22 protein-coding genes are annotated in these 26,194 nt (G+C 28.5%); 18 read left to right on the forward strand and 4 right to left on the reverse strand.

Annotation, left to right across the window (positions count from 1 at the left end):
- Window positions 1–186: 186 nt before the first annotated feature.
- The 10 genes from purR (at window position 187) to AACH12_RS02650 (ending at window position 10,583) form a co-directional block, all read left to right on the forward strand.
- The gene (gene purR, locus AACH12_RS02605) at window positions 187–1,002 is read left to right on the forward strand and encodes a pur operon repressor (protein ID WP_338536521.1); all 816 of its coding nucleotides are present in this window, start codon (window positions 187–189) and stop codon (window positions 1,000–1,002) included.
- 375 nt (window positions 1,003–1,377) lie between these two features.
- Window positions 1,378–2,460 (forward strand): butyrate kinase, encoded by a 1,083-nt coding sequence (buk, locus tag AACH12_RS02610; protein WP_338536522.1) that lies wholly within the window; start codon window positions 1,378–1,380, stop codon window positions 2,458–2,460.
- Window positions 2,460–3,368, forward strand: coding sequence for a phosphate butyryltransferase (gene ptb, locus AACH12_RS02615; protein ID WP_338536523.1), 909 nt, complete (start codon window positions 2,460–2,462; stop codon window positions 3,366–3,368). The genes buk (AACH12_RS02610) and ptb overlap by 1 nt, the downstream gene beginning before the upstream one ends.
- A 93-nt stretch (window positions 3,369–3,461) precedes the next feature.
- Window positions 3,462–4,535, forward strand: a complete 1,074-nt coding sequence (gene buk / locus AACH12_RS02620; RefSeq protein ID WP_338536524.1) for a butyrate kinase — start codon at window positions 3,462–3,464, stop codon at window positions 4,533–4,535.
- A 21-nt stretch (window positions 4,536–4,556) separates the two neighbouring features.
- Window positions 4,557–5,225 (forward strand): nucleotide-binding protein, encoded by a 669-nt coding sequence (locus tag AACH12_RS02625; protein ID WP_338536525.1) that lies wholly within the window; start codon window positions 4,557–4,559, stop codon window positions 5,223–5,225.
- A 221-nt stretch (window positions 5,226–5,446) separates the two neighbouring features.
- Entirely contained in the window at window positions 5,447–5,674 is a 228-nt protein-coding gene (locus AACH12_RS02630) for a 4Fe-4S dicluster domain-containing protein (RefSeq protein ID WP_338536526.1), read from the forward strand.
- A gap of 37 nt (window positions 5,675–5,711) precedes the next feature.
- The gene (locus AACH12_RS02635; protein ID WP_338536527.1) at window positions 5,712–6,776 is read left to right on the forward strand and encodes a 3-methyl-2-oxobutanoate dehydrogenase subunit VorB; all 1,065 of its coding nucleotides are present in this window, start codon (window positions 5,712–5,714) and stop codon (window positions 6,774–6,776) included.
- The gene (locus AACH12_RS02640) at window positions 6,776–7,522 is read left to right on the forward strand and encodes a thiamine pyrophosphate-dependent enzyme (RefSeq protein ID WP_338536528.1); all 747 of its coding nucleotides are present in this window, start codon (window positions 6,776–6,778) and stop codon (window positions 7,520–7,522) included. The genes AACH12_RS02635 and AACH12_RS02640 overlap by 1 nt, the downstream gene beginning before the upstream one ends.
- Window positions 7,523–8,065 carry a 2-oxoacid:acceptor oxidoreductase family protein gene (locus tag AACH12_RS02645; protein ID WP_338536529.1) on the forward strand — a complete coding sequence of 181 codons (543 nt, stop codon included), beginning with the start codon at window positions 7,523–7,525 and terminating at the stop codon, window positions 8,063–8,065.
- Between the two features lie 556 nt (window positions 8,066–8,621).
- Window positions 8,622–10,583: a bifunctional diguanylate cyclase/phosphodiesterase gene (locus AACH12_RS02650; protein WP_338536530.1), complete on the forward strand. Its 1,962-nt coding sequence runs from the start codon at window positions 8,622–8,624 to the stop codon at window positions 10,581–10,583.
- A gap of 141 nt (window positions 10,584–10,724) precedes the next feature.
- On the opposite strand, the gene AACH12_RS02655 is transcribed toward AACH12_RS02650, so the two are convergent.
- Window positions 10,725–12,434, reverse strand: coding sequence for an IS1634 family transposase (locus AACH12_RS02655; RefSeq protein WP_338537331.1), 1,710 nt, complete (start codon window positions 12,432–12,434; stop codon window positions 10,725–10,727).
- A gap of 298 nt (window positions 12,435–12,732) precedes the next feature.
- Between AACH12_RS02655 and glmM the strand changes: the two genes are divergently transcribed.
- The 6 genes from glmM to AACH12_RS02685 all read left to right on the forward strand — a co-directional run bounded on the left by glmM (window position 12,733) and on the right by AACH12_RS02685 (window position 20,295).
- The gene (gene glmM / locus AACH12_RS02660) at window positions 12,733–14,079 is read left to right on the forward strand and encodes a phosphoglucosamine mutase (protein ID WP_338536531.1); all 1,347 of its coding nucleotides are present in this window, start codon (window positions 12,733–12,735) and stop codon (window positions 14,077–14,079) included.
- A 693-nt stretch (window positions 14,080–14,772) separates the two neighbouring features.
- On the forward strand, window positions 14,773–16,602 hold the full coding sequence (glmS, locus tag AACH12_RS02665; RefSeq protein WP_338536532.1) for a glutamine--fructose-6-phosphate transaminase (isomerizing): 1,830 nt from the start codon (window positions 14,773–14,775) through the stop codon (window positions 16,600–16,602).
- 231 nt (window positions 16,603–16,833) lie between these two features.
- Entirely contained in the window at window positions 16,834–18,003 is a 1,170-nt protein-coding gene (locus tag AACH12_RS02670) for a class I SAM-dependent methyltransferase (RefSeq protein ID WP_338536533.1), read from the forward strand.
- 174 nt (window positions 18,004–18,177) lie between these two features.
- The gene (locus AACH12_RS02675; protein WP_338536534.1) at window positions 18,178–18,627 is read left to right on the forward strand and encodes a pyridoxamine 5'-phosphate oxidase family protein; all 450 of its coding nucleotides are present in this window, start codon (window positions 18,178–18,180) and stop codon (window positions 18,625–18,627) included.
- 21 nt (window positions 18,628–18,648) lie between these two features.
- Window positions 18,649–19,191, forward strand: a complete 543-nt coding sequence (locus tag AACH12_RS02680; protein WP_338536535.1) for a TetR/AcrR family transcriptional regulator — start codon at window positions 18,649–18,651, stop codon at window positions 19,189–19,191.
- Between the two features lie 333 nt (window positions 19,192–19,524).
- Window positions 19,525–20,295 (forward strand): hypothetical protein, encoded by a 771-nt coding sequence (locus AACH12_RS02685; protein WP_338536536.1) that lies wholly within the window; start codon window positions 19,525–19,527, stop codon window positions 20,293–20,295.
- Window positions 20,296–20,362: 67 nt separating this feature from the next.
- Here AACH12_RS02685 and AACH12_RS02690 read toward each other — a convergent pair whose 3' ends face one another.
- Entirely contained in the window at window positions 20,363–20,512 is a 150-nt protein-coding gene (locus AACH12_RS02690) for a rubredoxin-like domain-containing protein (RefSeq protein ID WP_338536537.1), read from the reverse strand.
- Between the two features lie 678 nt (window positions 20,513–21,190).
- Here AACH12_RS02690 and ltrA point away from each other — a divergent pair.
- Window positions 21,191–22,474 carry a group II intron reverse transcriptase/maturase gene (gene ltrA, locus AACH12_RS02695; protein ID WP_338534949.1) on the forward strand — a complete coding sequence of 428 codons (1,284 nt, stop codon included), beginning with the start codon at window positions 21,191–21,193 and terminating at the stop codon, window positions 22,472–22,474.
- Between the two features lie 121 nt (window positions 22,475–22,595).
- Window positions 22,596–23,309, forward strand: a complete 714-nt coding sequence (locus tag AACH12_RS02700; RefSeq protein WP_338536538.1) for a nuclease-related domain-containing protein — start codon at window positions 22,596–22,598, stop codon at window positions 23,307–23,309.
- A 130-nt stretch (window positions 23,310–23,439) separates the two neighbouring features.
- Here the strand turns inward: AACH12_RS02700 and AACH12_RS02705 are convergent, their stop codons facing one another.
- Together AACH12_RS02705 and AACH12_RS02710 are read right to left on the reverse strand one after the other, a co-directional pair.
- A complete protein-coding gene (locus AACH12_RS02705) occupies window positions 23,440–25,146 on the reverse strand; it encodes a methyl-accepting chemotaxis protein (protein ID WP_338536539.1) in 1,707 nt (568 codons plus the stop codon).
- 151 nt (window positions 25,147–25,297) lie between these two features.
- A complete protein-coding gene (locus AACH12_RS02710) occupies window positions 25,298–25,888 on the reverse strand; it encodes a LysE family transporter (RefSeq protein ID WP_338536540.1) in 591 nt (196 codons plus the stop codon).
- Between the last annotated feature and the right edge of the window lie 306 nt (window positions 25,889–26,194).

Here is a 26,194-nt window from a genome sequence, read left to right on the forward strand (position 1 = left end):
AAATTATATCACTATTTACGTGTTCAGTAAATTTATTTGAAAATGAATTTATTAAAAATTGCGTTCAAAGCTTATTTTATTAGAGAATTGATAAAAAGTAAAGTATAGTGAAAAAATATATTGAATTATTTGAAAAAAACGAATAAAATCAAATATATAACTAATTAATATTCGGATGGTGATTTGATGAAAAAAATGAAAAGAAATGAAAGAATTGGTGCGATTGTAAAAGTATTAAGTGATAAACCAAATGCAATTTTTACATTAAGCTATTTTACAGAGTTATTTAATTCTGCGAAATCTACAATAAGTGAAGATATAGCTATAGTTAAAAGCATTATGGAAGAGTTAAATCTTGGAAAAGTTGAAACTATATCTGGTGCTGCTGGTGGAGTTAAATTTATTCCAGTATTAAATAAAGAAAAAAAAGAAAAGTTGCTAAATAATTTAGTTAGCGAATTAAGTGATTTAAATAGAATTGTTCCTGGTGGTTTTTTATATATTGCTGACATATTATGTAATCCAAGATATATAAAAGAGGTTGGAGAAGTTTTTGCCGAAAAATATTCGCACTCTGGTGTAGATTATGTTATGACCGTAGAAACAAAAGGAATACCGCTTGCTACTTTAACAGCTGAGAGATTAAATGTACCACTTGTAATAGCGAGAAATGAAAATAAGATATCAGAAGGATCAAAATTAAGTATAAATTATGTTTCTGGTTCAACTGGAAAAGTTCAAACAATGTATGTCGCTAAAAAAGCAATACCAAATGGATCTAATGTTTTAATAGTTGACGATTTTATGCGTGCAGGTGGAACGATAAAAGGCATGGAAGAAATTGTTAAAGAACTTAATTCAAAAGTTGTTGGTGCGTGTGTGTTAATGGAAACAAAAACTCCAGAGATTAAAATGTACAAAAATTATATGTCAATATTATTTCTAGAAGGCATTATAAATGGGAAAATTATAATACATCCTAATGAAGATATATTAAAGTAATAAATATTTTTTGATAAAATTTAAAATTCATTAAATATGGGATAAAAAGAGTAATAGTATATTTATATATGCTATTATTTTTTTTTTTTTTTGAATTAGCAAATTCCATGCAAAAATGTGCAGTGATAAATAATAATGCAAAAATATGCGTGCAAAATAATGTGTATTGTCTTGGATTTGTATTTAGAATTAAGCTTAATTGAAAAATAATTAACAAAAATGAGTAATTATTATGTTTTTAATTTTAGCATTTTTAACATGTACATTAGGATTGTTTTGAATGTTTTTATAAACTCATGAAATAATATAATGTTAAAAATGAAATGGCACGTAAATTGCGTTATATTAATATGGAAATATTAACGGAGGTGCTTTATGTCAAAAGGATATGTGTTAGTTATTAATCCGGGTTCAACTTCAACAAAGGTTGCACTTTTTAAAAACAATGAAAATATTATTCAGGAAAATCTATCGCATTCTAGCGAAGAATTAGCAAAATACGATAGAATTGCAGACCAATTTACTTACAGGAAAGATATTATTGTAAAATGGCTAAATGATAATGGATACAAAGTTGAAGAGTTGATTGCGGTTGTAGGAAGAGGTGGTTTACTTAGTCCGATTCCAAGTGGCGTATATACAGTTACAGATAAAATGATTGAAGATTTGCAAGTAGGAGTTCAAGGAGAACATGCATCTAACCTTGGAGGTTTAATTGCTAGAAGTATTGCTGATACTGTTAATATTTCATCATATATAGTTGATCCAGTGAGCGTTGACGAATTTGATGATATTGCAAGAGTTTCAGGAATGCCAGAAATTAAAAGAAAATCACTTCTTCATGCACTTAATGTTAAAGCTATCGCTTATAGTGTTGCTAATGACATGAAAAAAGATGTAGAAGATCTAAATTTAGTAATCGCTCATTTAGGCGGTGGTATTTCAGTAGTTCCTCTTAGAAAAGGAAAAATGGTTGATGCAAATAATGCTAATGAAATGGGACCTTTTTCTCCAGAAAGAGTAGGTGGATTACCGGTTGGTGACATAGCAAAAATGTGCTTCTCAGGAAAATACACTTTTAAGGAGCTTAAACAAAAGCTTAGAGGCAAAGGTGGCTTAGTTGCATATTTAGGAACTAATGACGCAAGAGAAGTTCTTAAGATGATAGAAAACGGAGATAAAAATGCAAAGCTTATTTTTGAAGCTATGGCTTATCAAATTGCTAAAGAAATAGGTTCAATGGCAACTGTTATTAATGGAAAAGTGGATGCAGTTGTATTAACGGGTGGAGTTGCATATTCTAAGTATTTAACTGATTATATTACTGATATGGTTGGTTTTATAGCACCTGTTATTGTTAAACCAGGTGAAGATGAAATGAAAGCACTCAATGAAGGTGTGCTAAGAATAATTAATAATGTTGATATAGTTAAAATTTATGAAAACGAGGTGAAATAATGATTAAGTCTTTTGATGAAGTATTAAAAATAGCAAAAGAGAGAGGTCCTAAAATACTTTCTGTTGCATGTGCACAGGACGAAGATGTACTTTTAGCAGTAGAAAATGCTAGAAAAAAAGGCATAGCAAATGCAATATTAGTTGGCGATAAATCAAAGATCGAATTTATTTCAAAAACTATTAATTTAGATTTAAGTAATTATGAAGTAATTGATATTGTTGATTTAAAAGAAGCTTCTTTAAAAGCTGTTGAATTAGTTTCAAGCGGAAAAGCTCATATGGTTATGAAAGGGTTAGTTGATACTTCTATCATATTAAAAGCTGTTCTTGATAAAAATATTGGACTTAGAACAGGTAATGTACTTAGTCATGTAGCAGTTTTTGATGTAAATGATTATCCAAGATTATTACTTGTTACAGATGCAGCTATGAATATTGCACCTGATTTAAAGGGTAAAAAGCAAATACTTGAAAATTCATTAATAGTAGCAAATGCACTTGATATAGAAGTTCCTAAAGTTGGAGTTATTTGTGCAAAAGAGAAAGTTAATCCTAAAATGCCTGCAACTGTTGATGCAGGAGAATTAGTTAAAATGAACGAAAATGGCGAAATTAAAAATTGTATAGTTGGTGGACCATTTGCACTTGATAATGCGGTCTCAGTTGAAGCTGCGAAGATAAAAGGAATTGACCATCCTGTTGCTGGAAAAGCAGATATTCTTCTTTGTCCTACAATTGAAGCTGGAAATGTTCTTTATAAAGCACTTAATTTCTTAGCAAAATCAAAAAGTGCAGGAATTATTGTAGGAGCAAAAGCACCAATCGTATTAACTTCGAGAGCAGATAGTGAGGAAGCGAAACTATATTCAATTGCACTTGGAGTATTAATGGCAGCTTTAAATAATTAATTCATGTAAAAAAATAAAAGGGTGTACGTTTATAATATAAAAATAGAGAGAAAATGAATTATATTTTATAAAACAAATAATAGGGGTGTGAATATGAATAATTACAGAGTATTAGCAATAAATCCGGGGTCGACATCTACAAAAATTGCTATTTTTGATAATGACATTTCAGTTTTTGAAACAACTTTAAGACATTCATCTGATGAAATAAATAAATATGATAAAATTTATGATCAATACGATTTTAGAAAAGACGTAATACTTTCAAGTTTAACAGAAAAAGAAATTAATTTGACAAAACTTGATGCAGTAGTTGGTAGAGGTGGACTTCTTAAGCCAATTGAGGGCGGAACATATAGAGTAGACGAAAATATGTTAGAAGATTTAAAAGTAGGAGTTCTAGGTGAACATGCTTCAAATCTTGGTGGAATTTTAGCTTATGAAATAGCAAGTAAATTAAATATTCCATCATTTATAGTAGATCCAGTAGTAGTTGACGAGATGATTGATGTTGCAAGAGTTTCTGGTATGCCTGAATTAGATAGAAAATCTATTTTTCACGCATTAAATCAAAAAGCTGTTGCAAGGCGAGCTGCAAAAGAACTTGGAAAAGACTACACTAAAAGTAATTATATTGTTGCGCATTTAGGTGGAGGTATTTCTGTTGGAGCGCATAGAGATGGAGCGGTTATTGATGTAAATAATGCTCTTGACGGTGAAGGTCCATTTTCACCTGAAAGATCTGGTGGATTACCTATTGGTGACCTTGCTAAACTTTGTTATTCAGGAAAATATTCTCATGCAGAAATTAAAAAAATGATTAAAGGTAGTGGCGGACTTGTAGCATATCTTGATACTAATGATGGAAGAATTGTAGAAGAAAAAATTGAAAATGGAGATAAAGAGGCAGAACTTGTTTATAAAGCTATGGCTTATCAAGTTTCTAAAGAAATTGGTGCATGTGCAGCAGTTCTTAAAGGAAAAGTTGATGCAATAATTTTGACTGGTGGACTTACTTACGATAAAGGTCTTGTTGGATGGATTAAGGATAGTGTTGAATTTATTTCAGACGTTATTGTTTATCCTGGCGAAGATGAAATGTCTGCTCTTGCAGAAGGTGGAATTAGAGTATTATCTGGAGAAGAAAAAGCCAAAATTTATAAATAACAAATTTAATTTGGAGAAAATATGGACAATCGAATAAGAATAATTATAGGACATTATGGAAGTGGCAAAACAGAGTTTTCGGTTAATTATGCTATGAGATTAGCTAAAATGGGAAAAAAAGTAGCTTTGTCAGATATGGATATAGTTAACCCATATTTTAGATCTAGAGAAAAAGCACAAATGATGGAAGAAGCAGGTATTAGAGTTATTAGCGGATCTCGTGGACATAATTCGAATATTGATATTCCTATGCTAAATGGTGAAGTATTAGCCCCACTTCAAGATGAAACTTACGATTTAGTTATTGATGTTGGTGGGGATTCTATGGGATCGCGCGCGATTGCTAGATACAAAAATTATTTTACTAGTGGTAATTACGATATGTTTTTTGTTGTAAATCGTAATAGACCAGATACCGTTGATGCTGATGGAGTTCTTAAACATATAAAAGATATTGAAGAAACAATAGGCGCAAAAGTTACAGGGCTAATTAATAATACGCATATGCTTCGTGAAACTACGAAGGAAGATGTTATGTATGGTCAAGAAATCGTTGAAAAAGTATCGAAAATACTTGATATTCCAATAAAGTATATAAGTACCCTGGAAAAGGTTGCCCAACAACTACCAGATGACATAAATGGTGAAGTATTTCCCATTAAAATGTTTATGCGTGAGGAATGGATGTAGACTAGATACTATTTGAGTGCATATTTTATCCGATGCCTTAGAGTTCTAATACCCCCACTTCTAAAAAAGTGGAGGATAAAGAACTCTAAAAAGGCTCTGGATTATGTTTTTTAAGATTCAGTGGGAGTAAAAACTCCCTCTGAATCCAAGAAATTCATTTATGTGCACTCTTATATATCAAAAATTAATAAACTTATTAGTTACTATAAGGAGGTATTAAAGTGGCAAAGGCTAAGGGTAAAGTGGAATTTAAAGAAGATATTTGTAAAGGCTGTGGACTTTGTGTGAATGCTTGTCCAGTTAACATTATTTCTTTAGATAATGACAGAATTAACGTTAAGGGTTATCATCCAGCGTTTGTAGCAGAAATGGATAAATGTATAGGATGTGCAAATTGCGCTACAATGTGTCCGGATTCAGTAATTACTGTTGAAAGAGAAATGGTTTAATAATAAAGTAAAACTAATTTAAGGAGGAAAACACTTAATGGCTAAAATATTAATGAAAGGTAATGAAGCAATAGGAGCAGCAGCTATAAAAGCAGGTTGTAAATATTTCTTTGGTTATCCTATAACACCTCAGAACGAGATACCTGAATATATGTCAAAAGAACTACCTAAGGTTGGCGGAGTATTTTTACAAGCAGAAAGTGAAGTTTCAGCAATAAATATGGTATATGGTGCCGCGGGAGCAGGCGGAAGAGTTATGACGTCATCATCATCTCCTGGAATCGCATTAAAACAAGAAGGAATTACTTATATAGCAGGAGCTGAGCTTCCTTGCGTTATAGTTAACATAGTAAGAGGTGGTCCGGGACTTGGTGGAATTCAGCCAGCACAATCGGATTATAATCAAGCAACAAGAGGCGGGGGAAATGGAGACTATAAATTATTAGTATACGCTCCAGCTAACGTTCAAGAAATGGTAGATTTAGTTCAAGAAGCATTTGATGCAGCGGATTACTATAGAAACCCAGTTATGGTAATGGGTGATGGTATGATTGGCCAAATGATGGAACCAATTGAATTTAAAGAAGTTAAAACTAGAAGAGAACTTCCAAGTAAACCGTGGATAACAGATGGAACAAAAGGAAATAGAAAACCAAATATTATTAATTCTTTATTTCTTGATGCAGGAGAACTAGAAGATCATAATATTAGACTTCAAGCTAAATACGCAGAAATGAAAGAAAAAGAAGCAAGATACGAAAACTATAATATGGAAAATCCAGAATTAGTTTTAGTCGCATATGGAACTACTTCAAGAATTGTTAAAAATGCAATAGATGAATTAAAAGAAGAAGGAATAAACATTGGACTTATTAGACCAATTACATTATTCCCATTCCCAGAAAAAGCATTTGAAGATATTCCGGAGTCATGTAAAGGATTTATGTCAGTTGAAATGTCTATGGGTCAAATGATTGATGATGTTAAAATTGCAGTAAATGGAAGATGGCCGGTAGGATTTTTCGGAAGAAGTGGCGGAGTAATTCCAACTCCAACAGGTGTTAAAAATGCTGTGAAAGAAATGTTAGGAGGTGCTAAATAATGGCAGTAGTATTCCAAAAAACAAAAGGACTTACTGATAAAGAAATGCATTATTGTCCAGGATGTACTCATGGTATTATTCATAGATTAGTTGCAGAAGTACTAGAGGAATTAGATGTATTAGGCGATGCAATAGGTGTAGCACCAGTTGGATGCTCTGTACTTGCTTATGATTATTTAAATTGTGATATGCATGAAGCATCACATGGACGTGCACCAGCAGTTGCAACTGGTATTAAAAGAGTTAGACCAGAAAACGTTGTATTTACTTATCAAGGTGATGGAGATTTAGCTTCTATAGGTACAGCAGAGATTGTTCATGTTGCTCATAGAGGTGAAAAAATCACAACTATTTTTGTGAATAATGCAATATACGGAATGACAGGTGGACAAATGGCTCCAACTACTTTGATTGGACAAAAGGCAACAACGGCACCACTTGGAAGAACAGTTGAACACTCTGGAATGCCACTTAAAGTATCAGAAATGCTTGCTACGATAGATGGAGCAGCTTTTGTTGAAAGAGTTACAGTTGATAGTCCAGCAAACGTTAGAAAAGCAAAAAAAGCTATTAAAGCGGCATTTGAGTGCCAGTTAGCAGGAAAAGGATTTTCAATAGTCGAAGTACTTTCTACTTGTCCAACAAACTGGGGAATGTCACCAGTTGAATCATTAGGTTGGTTAAAAGATAATATGATACCTTATTATCCATTAGGCAACTTAAGAAGACCAGAGGAGGATAAATAAATGATAAATGAAAAAATTATTTGTGCGGGATTTGGTGGACAAGGAGTAATGTCACTTGGTAAATTATTAGCATATGCAGGAATGCTTGAAGAAAAAGAAGTATCATGGTTACCATCATATGGACCAGAGATGCGTGGTGGAACTGCAAACTGTAGTGTTATGATTTCAGAAAAAATGATAGGATCTCCAGTTATTGATAAAGATGCAACAGCAGCAATAATTATGAATTTACCATCATTAGATAAATTTGAGATTGATGTAAAAAAAGATGGTATAATACTAATAAATAGTTCTCTAATTGAAAAGAAAGCTCAAAGAGATGACATAAAAGCTTATTATGTACCAGCAAATGAAATAGCAAATGAATTAGGAAATACTAAAATAGCAAACATGGTAATGTTAGGAGCATATATACAGCTACTACACCCAGTTACAATGGATACTATTAAAGAAACACTTCAAAAAGTATTTGGACCAACAAAGGCTAAATTTATACCACTAAATGAAGCAGCTCTACTTAGAGGAGCAGAATCAGTAAAATAGATTTACTTTAAAGTTTATAAATAGGATAATATCCTTTTTATATAAAATTGCTTTAAAGACGTCTAGTAATAGACTTCTTTAATCTCTCTACATTTTTTTAGAAGCAGTATAAATTACTGCTTCCTTTTTTTTGCGTGAAAAAAGAAAGCAGTGCAGTAAAAAATTATAAAAAATGAAAAAATAAAACGCGAACCTTGTTTTAATTTTTCATTTTTTATAATTTTTTACTATAGGGCTAAAAGCCCGCGACTAGACGAACCGAAGGTTCGGCAGGGCGCGCACGGCTTATATATGAAAAATAAGAAAATACTTTAAAAAAAAGCCCGCGACTAGACGAACCGAAGGTTCGGCAGGGCGTGTACAGCTTGAAATTTGTGAATAAAGTACAACTTCTTACATTTTATAGCAATAACCTCAGCATTTGTAATATAAACCTAATATTAAATAGCTTAATTGTAATTATTTGAAGAGAAATGATGTGATATAATAATAAAGTGAAATAAAAATATTGGTAGTGTAAAGTAATCTATAAAAAAATACTTGAAAAGGGATAAATATGAAAAGAAAAAATAAAATAGATTTAGATTTATTAAAATATAGCTTTCAAAAAACCTTAAAATTTATTTTAGTATATATCGTAGTGATATTAGTATATACATTAACAATCGAAAAAATATTTGTTAATATTTTTGGTGAAATTCCAATTGTTCATAGAATTTCATATATTACTTTGAATGTATTGATTATGGTAACAATAATGATGAAAGGTATATATAATAAAAATAAAAATATAAATATAATAAAAGATAATAATAGAAGATTAAATAGAAAAATACATGATTTTAAAGTACTTAAAAATAAACTTCAAATAATTCTTAATTTATCAAGCGATGGAATTTTTGACTGGGATGTAGTAAAAGACGATTTATATATATCTAATAAAGCGAAGAATATTTTTGGAATAAAATTAGATTTAAATTGTGGTAGCTCTAAATGTTTTTCACATTTATTTAATGAAGAAGAAATTGAAAAATTCAAAATTATGATTAACTATTTTATAAACAGTGATACTAGTGAAAATACGTATACTATGAATATAAAGGCAAAAAATAGTAATCAAAGAGTAGTAAAAATTTATTCTAAAACTATTATTAATAAAAAGGATGGAAGAATTTTAAGAATATACGGATCTATATCTGATGTAACCTTAGAGAAATCAAATGAAAAGAGGATATATAATTTAGCATATTTTGATAAATTGACATCTCTTCCCAATAGATACAGATTTAAAGAAAAAGTGCAAAGTTTAATAAATGAAGGAAAAACATTTGCTCTTTTTCTAATAGATATTGATAATTTTAGTCACATAAATGAATCATATGGATATGAAGTTGGGGACAAAATTTTAATTGAAACTGCAAAGAGAATTAAATCTATAAATATGGATTTTGAAATTATTTCTAGACTTGGAAGCGATGAATTTATTGTTGTTTATTCTGGTGATATTACTGAAACTATGCTTGAAAATATTTCTAAAAAAATTATTAATATATTTCAATTACCAGTAAATATTGATGATAACCTTCATCATATTGAAATTAGTATAGGTATTTCAGAATTTCCTAAACTATCAAGTGATTATTCTAATTTACTTAAAAAAGCTGATATAGCGTTAAAAGAAATTAAAAATAATACAAAAGGTAGTTTCAGAATTTTTGATGAAGTGCTAGAGTACACAAAAATGAGAGAATTATTTATTTATAATAATTTAAAAGGAGCAATACCAAATAATGAATTTTATCTGGTATTCCAACCTAAAATAGATTTAAGAACGAATCAAATAGTAGGAGCAGAGTCTTTAATAAGATGGCAAAAAGATGATAGATTAATTTCTCCTTCCGAATTTATTGAAATTTCAGAGAAAACTGGATATATTGAAAAAATATCTTTATGGGTACTTGTTGAAACTTGTAAAAAAATTAAACTAATAGAAAAGTTTATAGGAAATGATTTTAGAATATCTATAAATATTTCATATGTTGAGTTTAGTAAAACAAATTTTGTGGATAATTTTCTTAATATTTTAAAACTTGAAAATGTTGACACAAGCAAAATAGAAATCGAAATTACAGAGAGAACTGTTGTAGGAAATTTAGATGAAAGCGCAAAAAAACTATCAATTCTTAGAGAAAAAAATATTTGTATTTCTCTTGATGATTTTGGAACAGGATATTCATCGCTTAGCTATTTGCAAAAATTACCTATTGATTTTATAAAATTAGATAAATCATTTTTAGACACTATTGAATCAAGTAAGAACGAAGAGGTATTAAAGTCAGTTATTGAGCTTGCACATAATATAAAAATTAAAACAATTGCAGAAGGAATTGAAACTGAAGAAGATGTAAGAGTTTTAAAAGAAGCAAATTGTGACTTTGTTCAAGGGTATTACTATTATAGACCATTAGAATTTGATGATTTTTTTACTCAAATTAAATGTGAAGTAAAAAAACTTTAATACAGCTTTTGTTATTCACAAAAAAGTCAAACTAATATATAATCTCGTCTTTGACAGTTGTAGAGCGTAAAAACCGTGATATCTATTGCAAATAGCAGTTTATCACGGTTTCTTAATGTAGTAAAAAGTGCGTACCTTTTTTTACTTTTTCGTTTGTTTTAATATTTTTTTCATTTTAGCATTACTAATTATTTGGGTATCCGTTCTAAATCCAAATTTATCATGTAATTCATCTGTTATATCAGTTCGTGTGTATGTCGGAATATATCCTTCGCCTTTTAACTCCATAAAGTTATGATTTTTTAACGTTTCTATTAATTCTTTTGTAGTGTATTTTTCATCAAGCTTCTTTTCTAAAAGCCTATATATCAGTAAAGAAAGAAAACATGTTGTAAAATGAGCTTTTATTCTATCATCTCTACTTAAATATACTGGTCTTGCTTTAAACTCAGTTTTTAGAATTCTAAATGATTCTTCTATTTCCCATCTTCTTTTATTTACTTTAATAATTGTTTCAGCATTATCATCAAGATTTGTACATACTCCGTAGAATCCATCATATTTTTCTTCATCAGAAATAGTGTCTCTATTTATTGTAAGTACCTGTTTTTCAGCGATTTCACCTTCATTAGTGCAGTGAATAGAATCTATAAATCTCTTTGGATCATTCTGTTTCTTTTTATTGATACTAGAAGGTTTTTTAACAAGTTTTTCTGCACGTTGTATTTGAGTGCTTCGAATGTACTCTTGATAAGCTCTATATTTTGGTGAATATGTTACTATTAATTTTTGTGGTAATTCATTTTCATTTATCCAACGTTCTTTGTAATAAATAGCTTTATTGTTTGAAGAATGATCTATATTTTCTAAATTAATATTTTTTGTCTCATTTGATAAATGCCATCCATTTGGGGCAAGAGCCCAATCTTTAAGATGTTTTTTAAGCTTTTTTAATGATTGTGTAACAATAAAAGCTCTATCGTTTTTATTATTAAATATTCTATTGGTATTAGATGCTAATCCTGCATCTGTACATACAACAAATTTAGATAAATCAAAATCAGATAATATGCGCTTTTCTAGTGGTTTTAAACTTGGCTGTTCATTTTTATTTCCATCAAATATAGAAAATGCAAGTGGTATGCCATCCCCATCCATAAATAATCCCATTTGTACAATTGGATTAGGGCGATGTTCTTTGGAAAGTCCATATTGTTTTAACCCATCGGCTTTTTCAGTTTCAAAGAAATAATTTGTACAATCGTAATAAAGCACTTTTGTATTTCTTTTAGATAATTTTAAACTATTTTTATAAACAGTTGATTCAATAAAATCAGATTCTTTAGAAATTATTTCTAAAGCTCTATAAATATGCTGTAATTCAAAATTAGGCTGTTCAATAAAGTCATTAGAGGCTTTAAAAGAAGAAAGCTTAGAAGACGGATTAAGCATTCTAGTATAAATGAGTCTAGAAAGAATACTGTTTAAATCAAAAGAAAATTTATATTTATCAGAAATTTGCTTTGAAATTTTATGAAGGCCTAAATCATAATAAATATCTTGTAAAAAAAGATATCCACCATTGAAATGAACCTTAGAATCCATTGGTATTTGTTTAGTTTCAGAAAATTTAGCAATAATCTCAACTTTATTTTCTTTTTCTTTTTTATTAAGTTCACTTATATATTTTTTTGCCCATTCATAAGGATCTTGTCCATTTAATTTTTCACGTAATTGTGCTTCAGTACCAAGTTTTTCTACAATTTTAGTTGTTCGTTTATTTTTAATAGTAATATCTTTAATAACGTAAAGTGAAGTAGCATTTTTTGATTTAGAAGTTGAAAGTCTCATAAGCATAATACCTCCTGTTCCTTACATTATACCACAATACGACAAACTACGCAATAGTAAAACGGAAAATTTGACAAAAAAATAAGCCTATAATTGGCTTTGAGGTAGAATTTTGTTTATGCAACTGTCAAACTTCCGACTTTGTTCAAGGGTATTACTATTATAGACCATTAGAATTTGATGATTTTTTTACTCAAATTAAATGTGAAGTAAAAAAACTTTAATACAGCTTTTGTTATTCACAAAAAAGTCAAACTAATATATAATAATAAAGTGCTATAAAATAAAGGAGATTTTTATGGGTAAATTATTTGGAACAGATGGTGTAAGAGGAATTGCAAATGAAGAACTTACTAATGAATTAGCCTATAAATTAGGTAGATTTGGAGCTCATGTATTAAGTAAGGGTGATAAAAAAGCTAAAATTTTAGTAGGAAAAGATACAAGAGTTTCAGGTGATATGTTGGAATCAGCACTTATTTCTGGAGTTCTTTCAGCTGGATGTGATGTTATAAAAGTAGGCGTACTACCTACACCGGCTATTGCTTATTTAGTAAGACATTTTGATTTAAATGCTGGTGTTATGATTTCAGCTTCTCATAATCCACTTGAATATAATGGAATTAAATTTTTTAATAAAAAAGGCTTTAAACTAAGAGATGAAATAGAAGAAGAAATAGAAGATTATATATTGAATGAAAAAGATATTGATCATATTCCGACTGGTGAAGAATTAGGAAGGAAAACTCAAATTTATCATGGTATGGATATATACTCGAAATTTGTAAAATCAACAACAAATATGGATTTTAAGGGTCTTAGGGTAGCGGTAGATTGTGCTAATGGTGCAGCTTCTGAAGTTGCTTATAAAACTTTAAGGGAAATGGGTGCAACTCTTAATATCATAAATAATGCGCCAGATGGATTTAATATTAATAAAAATTGTGGTTCAACTCATATGGCAGTTATTAGTAATTACACAAGAGAAGTTGGAGCAGATATTGGTATTTCATTTGATGGAGATGCGGATAGATTACTTGCTGTTGATGAAAATGGAGTACTTATTGATGGTGATAAAATAATGGCAATTTGTGGATTATATTTAAAAAATAAAGGCAAACTTAGAAATAATACAATCGTTACAACAGTTATGAGTAATATTGGATTTGATATTGCTTGTAAAGAGAATGGAATGAAAAATGTAAAAACACAAGTTGGAGATAGATATGTTTTAAAAGAAATGGTTGATAAAGGATACGATTTAGGTGGTGAACAATCAGGACATATTATATTTTTAGAGCATAATACGACTGGTGATGGTCTTCTTACAGCTATACAACTTTTATCTGTTCTTAAAAAACGTGGTAAAAAGATGAGTGAACTTTCGAAAATGATGAAAATTTATCCGCAAGTTCTAAAAAACGCAAAGGTATCAAATAAAACTAAGTTTGATTATGATAAAGATGAGATTATTCTTAAGAGTATAAAAAAAGTTGAAGATAAATTTAGTGGTGAAGGAAGAGTATTGATTAGACCTTCTGGAACTGAGCCTCTTGTAAGAGTTATGATTGAAGGAGAAAATTACTTAGAGCTTGAAACTTATGCAGATGAATTAGTCGAAATAATTGAGGAACGTTTAAAGTAATTTTTTATTATATACTTATTGCTTCACGCCAAAATCAGGCGTAAGTCGCACTAAATATATAATAAAAAACTTGCGATATAGGAGCACTGTGTTTATTGCTTCACGCCAAAATCAGGCGTAAGTCGCACTAAATATATAATAAAAAACTTGCGATATAGGAGCACTGTGTTTATTGCTTCACGCCAAAATCAGGCGTAAGTCGCACTAAACATATAATAAAAAACTTGCCGATTAAGTGCAATGTGGTTCGTTGCTTCACTGCCGAAATCTGGCGTAAGGGTACCTCACCTATAACAAAAAAATACAAAATGGTTTCTTTTCATTTAAATTTGAGAAGAAATCTTTTTTATTTGGTAGAATATATGTGTAGTATTTAGTCATATATTTACTTAATAGTATGGTATAATTTTGTAGTGACTAAAAGTAAAGGGGGGTTAATGAAGTAAAAAATATTTAAGTTAGGGGGGATATAAAAAATATGTATATTGATAAGCGCCAGAACTAATAATATATTAGTTGACGAGGTTCAGAGTTATCGAAAATTCGGCGGATGCTCTGCGGCGATCCATCGCCGTTAACGGTTTTTAAAAACTTAAAAGTGATTTTAAGGACAAAGAAAACTTGATGGTTTATTATAGTTAAGAATTAATAATAATGAATATAGATTATAAATTATATAGTGAGGAGAATTATATGTGTGGTATTGTAGGATATATAGGTGATAAACAGGCAATTCCTGTTTTAATAAATGGTCTTAGTAAATTAGAATATAGAGGATATGACTCTGCAGGAGTTGCATATTTTTCTGAAAATAAAATTGTGGTAAATAAAGAAAAAGGAAGGCTTTCAGTTTTATCTAACAAATTAAATGGAATGGATATAAAAACAAATATTGGAATTGGTCATACAAGATGGGCTACTCATGGTGAGCCAAACGTATTAAATGCTCATCCGCATATAAATGGTGATTCAAGTATTGCAGTAATTCATAATGGTATAATTGAAAATTATCTAAAACTTAAAGAATGGATGATAGAGGAGTATGGTACAGATTTTAAATCAGAAACAGATACTGAGGTTATTGCACATCTTATAGGATACTTCTATGATGGAGATATTCTTGAAGCGGTTAATAAAGCCATAGATAAAATGGAGGGTGCATATGCAATAGGTGTAATTTGCTCAAAAGAACCTGATCGTATAATTGCAGTTAGAAAAGATAGCCCACTTATTGTTGGAGTTGGAGAAGGCGAAAACTTTATTGCATCAGATATTCCAGCAATTCTAAATTATACTAGAAATGTTTACTTAATTGAAAATGATGAAGTTGTTGAATTAACAAAAAATGAAGTGAAAATATATGATAAATTTGGACAAATTGTTAATAGAGAAATTTATAAAGTAACTTGGGATGCTTCTTCTGCTGAAAAAGAAGGATTTGAGCATTTTACTTTAAAAGAAATTTATGAACAACCTAAATGTGTTGAAGAGACAGTATCTAGAAGGCTTGATAATGATGATTATATTAATTTAGACGGTATTAAGATATCAAAAAAAGATATAGAAAATATTAATAAGATATATATTATTGCATGTGGCACAGCATATCACGCAGGACTTGTTGGTAAATATGCTATAGAAAAAATCTTGAAAATTCCAGTAGTTACAGAAGTTGCTTCGGAATTTAGGTATAGCGATCCTATAGTAGATGAAAATACTTTGTTTATTGCAGTTTCTCAGTCAGGTGAAACGCTTGATACATTAGCAGCGCTTAGAGAAGCTAAAAGGAAAGGTGCAAGAATACTAAGTGTTGTAAATGTTGTTGGTAGTTCAGTTGCAAGAGAAAGCGATGATGTTTTTTATACTTGGGCAGGTCCAGAAATTGGTGTTGCATCTACAAAGGCTTATACTACGCAGTTAGCAGCATTTTATTTGCTTTCTCTTTATATGGGAAAAGTTAGTGAGAAAATTTCTGATGATGAATATTTTAAAATTTTAAATGAACTTAAAACAATGCCTAATAAGGTAAAAGAAACATTAGATAGTTCTGAAGTATCTAAGCAACTAGCAGCAGAGCAATTTAATAATGAAAGTGTATTTTTTATGGGAAGGGGTCTTGATGTTTATACTGCTTATGAGGGATCTTTAAAATTTAAAGAAATATCTTATGTTAACTCATTTGCAATACCTGCTGGTGAATTAAAACATGGAACAATTGCATTAATTGAAAAAAACACTTTAGTTATAGCTATTGCAAACCAAGAAAATTTATTTCAAAAAATATTGTCAAATATAAAAGAAGTAAAAGCTAGGGGAGCATACGTAGTAGCAATAGCACAAGAAGGCCATAAGGAAATTGAAAAAGTAGCAGATAAGGTTATTTGGATTCCTAAAACTTTAGATTTACTTACTCCAATTCTAGGGATAATACCACTTCAACTATTTGCATATTATGTATCACTTGCAAAAGGAAATGACGTAGATAAGCCAAGAAATTTGGCTAAATCTGTTACAGTGGAATAGAAAAGAGAAATCGTTTGCGGTATTGTACATTACCATTTTAAGTATTTTTTGTAAGCACAATATCTTAATTTACAAATATAAAAAAACTCATCCCAAAATCTATTAACGCAAGAAATTTTGGAGGTGAGTTTTTTTATGTTTTAGATAATTGTAATTGGAAACTAAAACAAGATAGGTTATACTTAATTGATGATAAATAAATTTTTTGAATCTAGAAAATGGGAGAGTTAAATGGAAAAGGTATACAGTATTATAAAAGAAATAATAGATAATGATAAAATTATTTATGCAGTATTTACAAACGTTAAAAAAGGTGTTGAAAAAGAATTTTCTACAGTTAAAATTAAACCAATGCTTATTAAAAACAATAAAGTTATTCAAGTAGAATATCATTACACTGACAAAGTAAAACATGATAATTTAGAAAAAGAGCATGCAATTGAAGAGTTAGATAGATTATTAAAAACATATTTCAAGCAAGCTATCATTTATACCATAAGCGCAGATTACCAAATATTGATAAGTAAAAAAGGAGTAGCTAAAATAATTAAAAAAGCCCCTTCAAGAAATTCTTTTGATCTATCTCATAATAGGAAGAAAAACTATATTATAGAAGAAAATATACCTTGTCCATTTTTATTTACACTTGGCGTAATGGACGAAACTGGTAAAGTTTTCAAGAAAAGTTATGATAAATTTAGACAAATAAATAGATATTTAGAATTTATTTCAGATTCTTTGCCATACTTAAAGCAAAACAAAACTTTACAAATAGTTGATTTTGGTTCAGGTAAGGCTTATCTTACATTTGCAATGTATTATTATTTTGTTGTGATTAAAAAATTAAATGTAAATATCATTGGCCTTGATTTGAAAACAGACGTTATTGAACTATGTAAAAATCTTGCGGTAAAGCTGAAATATGACGGTCTTAATTTTGTTCAAGGTGACATAAAGAATTATGAGGGTCTTGAAAAAGTAGATATGGTAGTATCGCTTCATGCATGCGACACTGCAACAGATGCAGCATTAGCAAAGTCTATCGAATGGGATGCCGACGTAATATTTGCAGTGCCATGTTGTCAGCATGAATTATTTAAGAAGATTCATAACGATGTAATGGCACCTCTTGAAAATCATGGATTAATTAAGGAAAGAATTTCTTCGCTAATAACAGATAGTGTAAGGGTGAATGCTCTTGAAGTAATGGGTTATAATACCCAAGTTTTAGAATTTATTGATATGGAACACACTCCAAAAAATATACTCATTAGAGCGTACAAAACTGGAAATAATAATAAAAAAGCAATAAAAGAATATAAGGAATTTACAGAATTTTGGGGAATAAGACCGTATTTAGAAGAGGCAATTGGAGAGAAATTTACTAATAAACTAAAATAGAATAAAATTAATAATTGAAGATACATCTCTTGGAATATGGATTAGTTTGCTTTATTTACTTTCGTTTTATAGTGTTTTAATTTGATAAAAACAATAAAAATTTGACAAATTCTATTTATAGTATATACCAGTATACGACCGGTCTAATAATAAATTGAAAAGGAGAAATAGAATATGATAACTGAAAAATTAAAAAAAGTTTTAACAACTAGTGGACTTGTGAGTATAGCAACAGTTACAAAAGAAGGAATGCCTAAAGTAAGATCAGTTGATTTCGCAGTAGATAAAGAAGATTTAAGAAAATTTTACTTTATGACATTCAAAAACACAGAAAAAGTAGAAGAACTAAATAATAATAATAATGTCTATATAACAATGGATAAAGAAGCAAATTCTATGGAGGAATTATCTAAAATATGTTATATTAAGGGAAGTGGAAAAGCAAACCTTTTGCTTGAAGAAGAGAAAATAAAAAAAGCAATGGGGTTGCTATTGCAAAAATATCCTTATCTTGAAAATTTAACAGGTGATCCTAGCCTTATAAATGTATATGAAGTAAAGTTAGAAGAAATTTTACTTACAGATAATTCAATAAGTTTTGGACATACTGACGTTATCGTATAGGAAAAAAGAGTAGGTGAAAATATGACAGAAAAAAAACAAGTGATTATTGAAACTGCATCAAGGTTATTTCATGAACACGGGTTTAATAATGTGGGTATAAAAAAAATATTAGATGAATTAGGTATTCCAAAAGGGTCATTTTATCATTTTTTTAAAAGTAAAGATGATTTAATTTATCATATAATGGATTTATACATTTCTGATACTCAACATTTAATTGTAAATTCACCTAATACTGTTGAAGGTATAAAAAAATTTTTTCATACGTATTTCGAACGTTTAATTTCAATGGGACTACGTGGTGGATGCCCAGTTGGGAATTTGATTTTAGAATTATCGGATGAAAAAGAAATATATAGATTGAAGCTACTTGAATGGAATAATTTAATAGAAAATTGGATTATTGAAGTACTAAAAAATGAAAACATTGATGATTACTTAAGTAAAGCAAAAATAATTTTGTCATTATTTGAAGGTGTTACAATGTTTTCAAAGCTTACTAAAGATGAAGAATACTTTAAAGTATTTGAAAATTATATTTTTTGTAATTTGCTTAAAAATTAATCTACGGGAAACCAAATTTCAATTCAATTTTATCTTGTTTGTTGTATTTTACAAATTGTAATGGCTCTTAGATTTAAAGGCTTAAAAAGAATTGTGAAGTTGTTCCAATGTATAATATTCATTCCAATTGGTGCTCTAGCATTTATGTCTACAATGCAAATATGAATTTTTTATCAAACGTCTATTAAGTGTTTACTTTGATGGACGTTTTTGAGTATAGATTTGTAATTATAGCAATTCTTTTTTATTCATATTTGCTATTTAATAAAATTGAAAATAGTATATAATGAATAGGTTACTTAAATTTAATACATAGAAAAATATGGAGGCAGAATGAAAAAAGAACATATTAAACTAGGAGCATTACTAATAACATTTTCTATTATAATGTATATTACACATTTTTTGATATTTAGAAACCTGGAGCATTTATTTATATTTTTAATATCAGATATTGCATTTGTGCCTCTTGAAGTTTTCTTAGTTTCATTAGTTATTGAGCAATTAATTGAAAAGCAAGAGGAACAGAAAATAATCAAAAAAATGAATATGTTAGTTGGGATGTTTTATCAAGAAATTGGTAATGAGCTACTAACATTTTTTGTGAATGCGGATATAGAACTTGAAAAAAATAAAGATTGCCTAATGATAAATTTTGATTGGAAAAAAGAAAACTACAAGAATTTAAAAAATATAGTCAAAAAACATTCTCATGATATTGATTTTAATAAAATTAAGCTTGATAAACTTCATTTATTACTCAAGAAAAATAGAGATTTAATTGTAAATTTAATTACTAATCCAGTGTTATTAGAAAAAGAATACTTTTCAGATGTTTTAATGAGTATTTTTCATTTGCTAGATGAACTTGAAAGTAGAGATTATAAAAAATTATCAAAAGAAGATAATGACCATATGAAAGTGGATGCAAAAAGGGTATATGAATTTTTATCAATTGAGTGGGTAGTCTATATGGAACAACTACAAATGGCTTATCCATATTTGTTTTTTACCGCATTAAAAAATAATCCATATGACAGTAGGGAAGGTAGTGAAATTGAAAAAGAAATTATGCTTAAAATTAACAATAAAATTGAATATTAATAGATGAATTTCTATAAGTTATCAAACAAAAAGAGGAATACCGACTTTAATCGATATTCCTCTTTTATTACAAAATATCAGAAAAATGCGCATATAAATGTTCATTTTCTTTACACATTTCAACAAATTCATGTGGTCCAGCAAAACAGATAGGACAAACTTCAGGTTTTTCTCTAAGTTCAATATGTCCACAAACAAGACAAATATATTTTTTCATTTACGATTCTCCTTTGCTATAGGTATACTAAAATATAATATTGATTTAATTATATACTATTTACTTTGCTATTAATAATGTTAATACTAACTTATTACAAATATATAGCAAATATGACTATTGATTGCTAAGTGTGTTAGGAATATTTATAATAAATTTAGAGGTGGTGCGACAGTTCGGTGTCGTGTGTATAGTTGGTGGAAATCCAACCTAGTAAGATTTAGCAAATCGCTAGTATCTAGTCTTGGAGCCGAAGTCGCGAGATAAGGTTTAAGCGTAGACAAGAAACTATTCGAGCCGTAATGCGAAAGCGTGAAGTGATTGAGCCTCGTTAGATTATAGAAAGTGGAAGCTGATATTGTCACCTCGATAGTAAGCAAAATAAGTTGTTCGTAAAATGCGAGAATAACTTAAGTCCACCGGGGTCCTAGAGCATGGCGAGTCTAAGAGTGTTACACACTGCATACCTGTGAGATCTTATATGTTCTCTAATGTTTTTTTTTTCAAAGGAGTATCTAGTACACAAGGATCATTTAATCTAAGGTATTGGAAAAGATATATAAGAAGTCGGATTAGTTCATAGTACTAATGAAACCCGTAACGAAGGTGGAGGGAAGGGACTAACATATAAATCGTTTTGTTAGATGAAACATCAATTACACTAGAGGTAAAGAAAAGATGGAAAATGAGTTTAGTGGAATAGCAAAATTAACAAGAAAGCATAAAAAGGTTCAAACTTTAATGCACTACGTTAATGAAAAGACTATTAAGGAAGAACATAATAGGCAAATCAAAGGGAAGACAGCAGGTATTGATGGCATAACAAAAGAAAGTTATGATGCAAATTTAGATGATAATGTGAGTAATCTAATTAGTAGAATGAAAAGATTTAGTTATAAGCCAAAAGCAGTTAGAAGAACCTATATTCCAAAAGATGCAAGTGATAAAATGCGTCCATTGGGTATACCTTCGTATGAGGATAAACTTGTCCAAGGTTCAATGAGAAATATATTAGATGAAATATATGAAAATAAGTTTTACAATTTCTCATATGGTTTCAGAAAAGGCCGAAATGCTCATCAAGCAATAAAGAAAGTTAATGAAATAATAATGAGAAAGAAAATTAATTTCATTGTAGATGCGGATATTAAGGGCTTCTTTGATAATGTAGACCATAAGTGGTTAATAAAGTTTCTCGAACATGATATTGAAGATAAAAATTTTATTAGATATATCAAAAGATTCCTAAAAGCAGGAATAATTGAGGAAATGAATTACTATGAAAGTGATAAAGGTACACCTCAAGGAGGAATAATATCGCCAGTACTTGCAAATGTTTACTTGCATTATGTACTTGATATTTGGTTTGAAAAAGTTGTAAAATCAAAACTTAAAGGTGACGCTTATATCGTAAGATATGCAGACGACTTTGTGTGTTTCTTTCAGTATGAAAATGAAGCAAATAAATTCTATCAATCGTTAATAAAGCGATTAAATAAATTTGGATTGGAATTATCAGAAGATAAAAGTAAGATAATAAAATTTGGTAGATTCGCTAGAGATAATAGTTTGGATGGTAAAACTGAAAGCTTCGATTTTCTTGGTTTCACACATATTAATGGTAAAACGCTTACCGGTAGATATAGAGTGATGCATAAAACAAGTATGAAGAAATTAAAAGTTAAGAAGGCAAATGTTAAAAATTGGTTGAAAGTAAATATGCATATAGGAATACCTGAACTTATTAAGAAAATAAATAAGAAATTAATTGGTCACTATGCATATTATGGTATATCTGGAAACTATAGAAGCCTTGTTAACTTTCGAAGGTTCATACTAGAAGCGTTTTATAAAGTTTTAACAAGACGTAGTCAAAGAAGTTATTTGAATGTTAAACGTTATAGATTATTATTGGAGCATTTTCCAATAAAAGAACCTAAGATTTATGTGGATATATGGTAATTTTGTAAGAATTATATGAAGAGCCTAATGCCTTAATAGGGCACGTTGGGTTCTGTGAGGGGCAAATAGACTACCCTTGCTAAATAAGGAGGTGGAGTCGAGAGTTGTCTACTCGACGAAAATGGCAAAGGTAATCAATAAAAGTAAAGATTTAATTAAAGAATATAATAAAGCTAGATTTATGTCATTTTTATTTTTAGCTATAATAATATTGAGTTTAATATTGGCATTAAAAATTTGGGAAATTTCATTAATTGTAGTTATTGTGTTTAGAATAAAGTATAAGAAAAATAAAATAAAAGTAAAAATTTTAAAGTCAGGTGTTAATGGAGAGAAAAATTTAGTTTTAAAATTAAAAGAATTATCTAATGATTACACGATTATTAGTGGTCTTAAATTAGTCAATTCAAAGGGTAGAATTACTGAAATAGATGCGGTCGTTATTGGAAATGGAAATTTATTTATTATTGAAGCAAAAAATCATAGAGGTTATATTTATGGTGATGCTAAGGAAAATGAATTAATTCATGAAAAAGCTATTACGGATGGTAATTTGAAAAAGAAAAATATTAAAAATCCTATTAAACAAAGTGAAAGGCAATTAGATATCCTTAAGAGTATTTTAAGTGAAAGGAGTTTAACTCCATATATTAATCAAATAATTGTTTTTACAAATAAAGATTTAAGATTTAATATTAAAAATTCTAATATACCAATATTAAAAAATGAGCAGTTAATTGAATATATTAGTAAATATAATAAAACAAAAAAGAGTTTAACGAACAAAGATGAAAAAGGCATAATCAATGTGCTTTTGAATTTAGATTATTGCTAATGGATTATTAGGTTATATTGTTTTACATAAATATATATTTTTCTATAAAAAAGCATATTACTAGTAAAAATACTAATAATATGCTTTTTATTTGTTTATCACGTAATTAAATTTATATCAAGTTATAAGGTTAAATTGTAAATTTAGAAATATCATCTACAAGGTTTTGTATTTCAAGTTTTGTTTCATCAATTAATGAATTAATATGTGTAGTTATTTCTAATGAATCTTGAGACCCAGAATTTACTTCAGTTGAAGTTGCTGATAATTCTTCTATAGAAGAAGAAATAAATTCTATTTTTTTAATTATTTCTGAAATGCTCTCATTTAAAGAATTACTTAAATTGTTAACATTATCAATGTGCTTGTTTAATTTAAGTAAAGATTCTGAGGTGTTATTGAAAATGTTTTCAGTTGAATTAACAGAGTTATTTTGTTCTTCATTTGTAAGTTTAATAGAATTAGTCATTTCAACTGCATCATTTGAAACAGAAATAATATTATTTATTAAATTGTTAATTTTTTCTGTAGAGTCTTGAGTTTGTTCAGCTAAGACTTTAATTTCATTAGCAACAACAGCAAAACCTTTACCAGCATCTCCAGCTCTAGCAGCTTCAATGCTAGCATTTAATGCAAGTAAATTTGTTTGTTCAGATATGCCAGATATAATACTTGTTATTTCATTTGCACTATTTGCATAATTATCGATTTTTGATATTGTTGATATAATATTATTTGTATTTTCAATACTTTCAGAATTTTTTTCTTTTAATTCTGTAACTACGATAAGTCCTTTTTCACTAAGTAATTTAGATTCTTTAGAAATTAAGTGAATACTATCGATTAAGGAAGTAGTTTTTGAAGAAATATTTCCAATTTCCTCCATTTCATACATGGTGTTTTCTATATACTTACTTTGATCACCAATTACTGAATTTAATTGATCTACATTTGCAGTTATCTCTCTGTTGATTTCTGAAGATTTTGTAGAAGAATCCTCTAAATCATCGTATTTACTTACCATAGATTTTGATGTGTTTTTAATGTCCTTAACAATAATTTGAGTATTTTCAATAAAAATATTAATTTGATTAGATAAATTTCCAATTTCATCTTTTGGAAGTGGATTAATTCTCATAGTCAAATCTCCATTTCCGTTATTTATTTCATTTAGCAAATTGCTAGTATTATTAATAGATTTCAGAATTGATTTGAAAACTAAAAAAAGAGCCAAAATAGTAAAAATTATAGTAATTAGTGTGAAAATGATTGCTTTAGTTTTCATGCCTTTAATAAATTCAGAAATATACATACTGTTTTCAGAAACTTCTTTATTTACATCATCTTCTAAAACTTTTAAAGAATCATTTAAAGTTTCAACATATGGATCAAATTTGCCCATGTATTTATTTCCTTCTTCAGTTCCTTTATTAATATATGTGTTAGCCATTTGTATACCTAGTGTATAAAACTCATCTAATTTACTATTAAAATCTTTGATTAATGATAGTTTGTTTTTATAGTTATCATTATTTTCAAGTTTTTTTATTAAAGATTTTGCATCATCGTAATAATTTTTAGCTTCATCTAGACCATCGTCATAACCGGGTTTTCCTCTAGTTGCTGAAATATCAGAAAGCCATTGTTGAATTTGAATAACATCTTTCCTTAAATTATTGATATCTTCTAAATCAGATAAAGTGTATTTTGAAAATTTAGTGTAGTTGTTTTCAATAATACTAAGCATATTGATTGAAGTTACTACTAATATTAAAATTAGTAAAATAACTACAAATGTTATAAAAATAGATTTTGATTTAATAGATTTTAGGTTCATATATTTTCCCCCTAGAAATAAAATAATAATATTATTTTTCTACCCATTCTAGAAATTGAATAAACATTATAAACTTATAATGTTTATTTTTTTGTAATTGTTCAAGTATATGTCTTTATAATTTTACATTTAGTTATCATATTTAATATATTTAAAGAAATAAATCTGATATTGATATCGCGGTATAAATTAAAAGCGCTGCAAGAAATATATTAAATGGCTTGTAGTATTTATTTAAGAACTTATTGAAAAATGAACCTAGTAATCCCCATGAGATTAGAGAAAGAAATGCAATAAAAGTTAAAAGGATTGTAAATAAAACTAGTTGATAATTTTCATTGTAAAAAGGCACTATGAATGTTGAAGTCACAGTTACGGCGTACATAATAAATTTAGCATTTATAAATTGAAGTACGATACCTGATTTGTAACTTAATTCAGTCGAAGAATTTTCACTTGAAGATGGCTTTGATTTTATAATTTTATAAGCTAAGTAAAGCATGTAGATTGAAGCAATAATACTCATATATTTTTTTACTTTTGGTATGTAATCAAAAAGTAGTAGATTAAAATAGCTACTGAACAAAATTATAGCAAAAAATCCTGTTATAACTCCAAATATAAATCTTAATGTTTTTTTCAATCCATATTTACTTGAATGAGCCATAGTCATTATATTATTTGGACCAGGTGTAAAAGTAACAATAAATACGTAGGTTATAAAAGCATATAAATTTAACATAATTATTCCTTTTTAATAAGATAGTTTATAAATCGCATTTTATCCGATGCCTTAGAGTTCTAATACCCCCTCTACTTAAAAAAGTGGGGGATAAAGAACTCTAAAAAGGCCCTGGATTATGTTTTCTAAGATTCAGTGGGAGTAAAAACTCCCTCTGAATCCAAGAAATTCATTTATATTTGTTCTTGTTATATGTTATTATATAAAAAAATCTATAAAAAAATCTATAAAAAAACATAGGTTAATGTTTTAATTATAGATTTTTTCAATTTGAAAATTATTGATTTTATTTACTTAATACTTAGA

It is taken from the genome of Helicovermis profundi, from assembly GCF_033097505.1.
GTDB classification, from domain to species: domain Bacteria; phylum Bacillota; class Clostridia; order Peptostreptococcales; family Acidaminobacteraceae; genus Helicovermis; species Helicovermis profundi.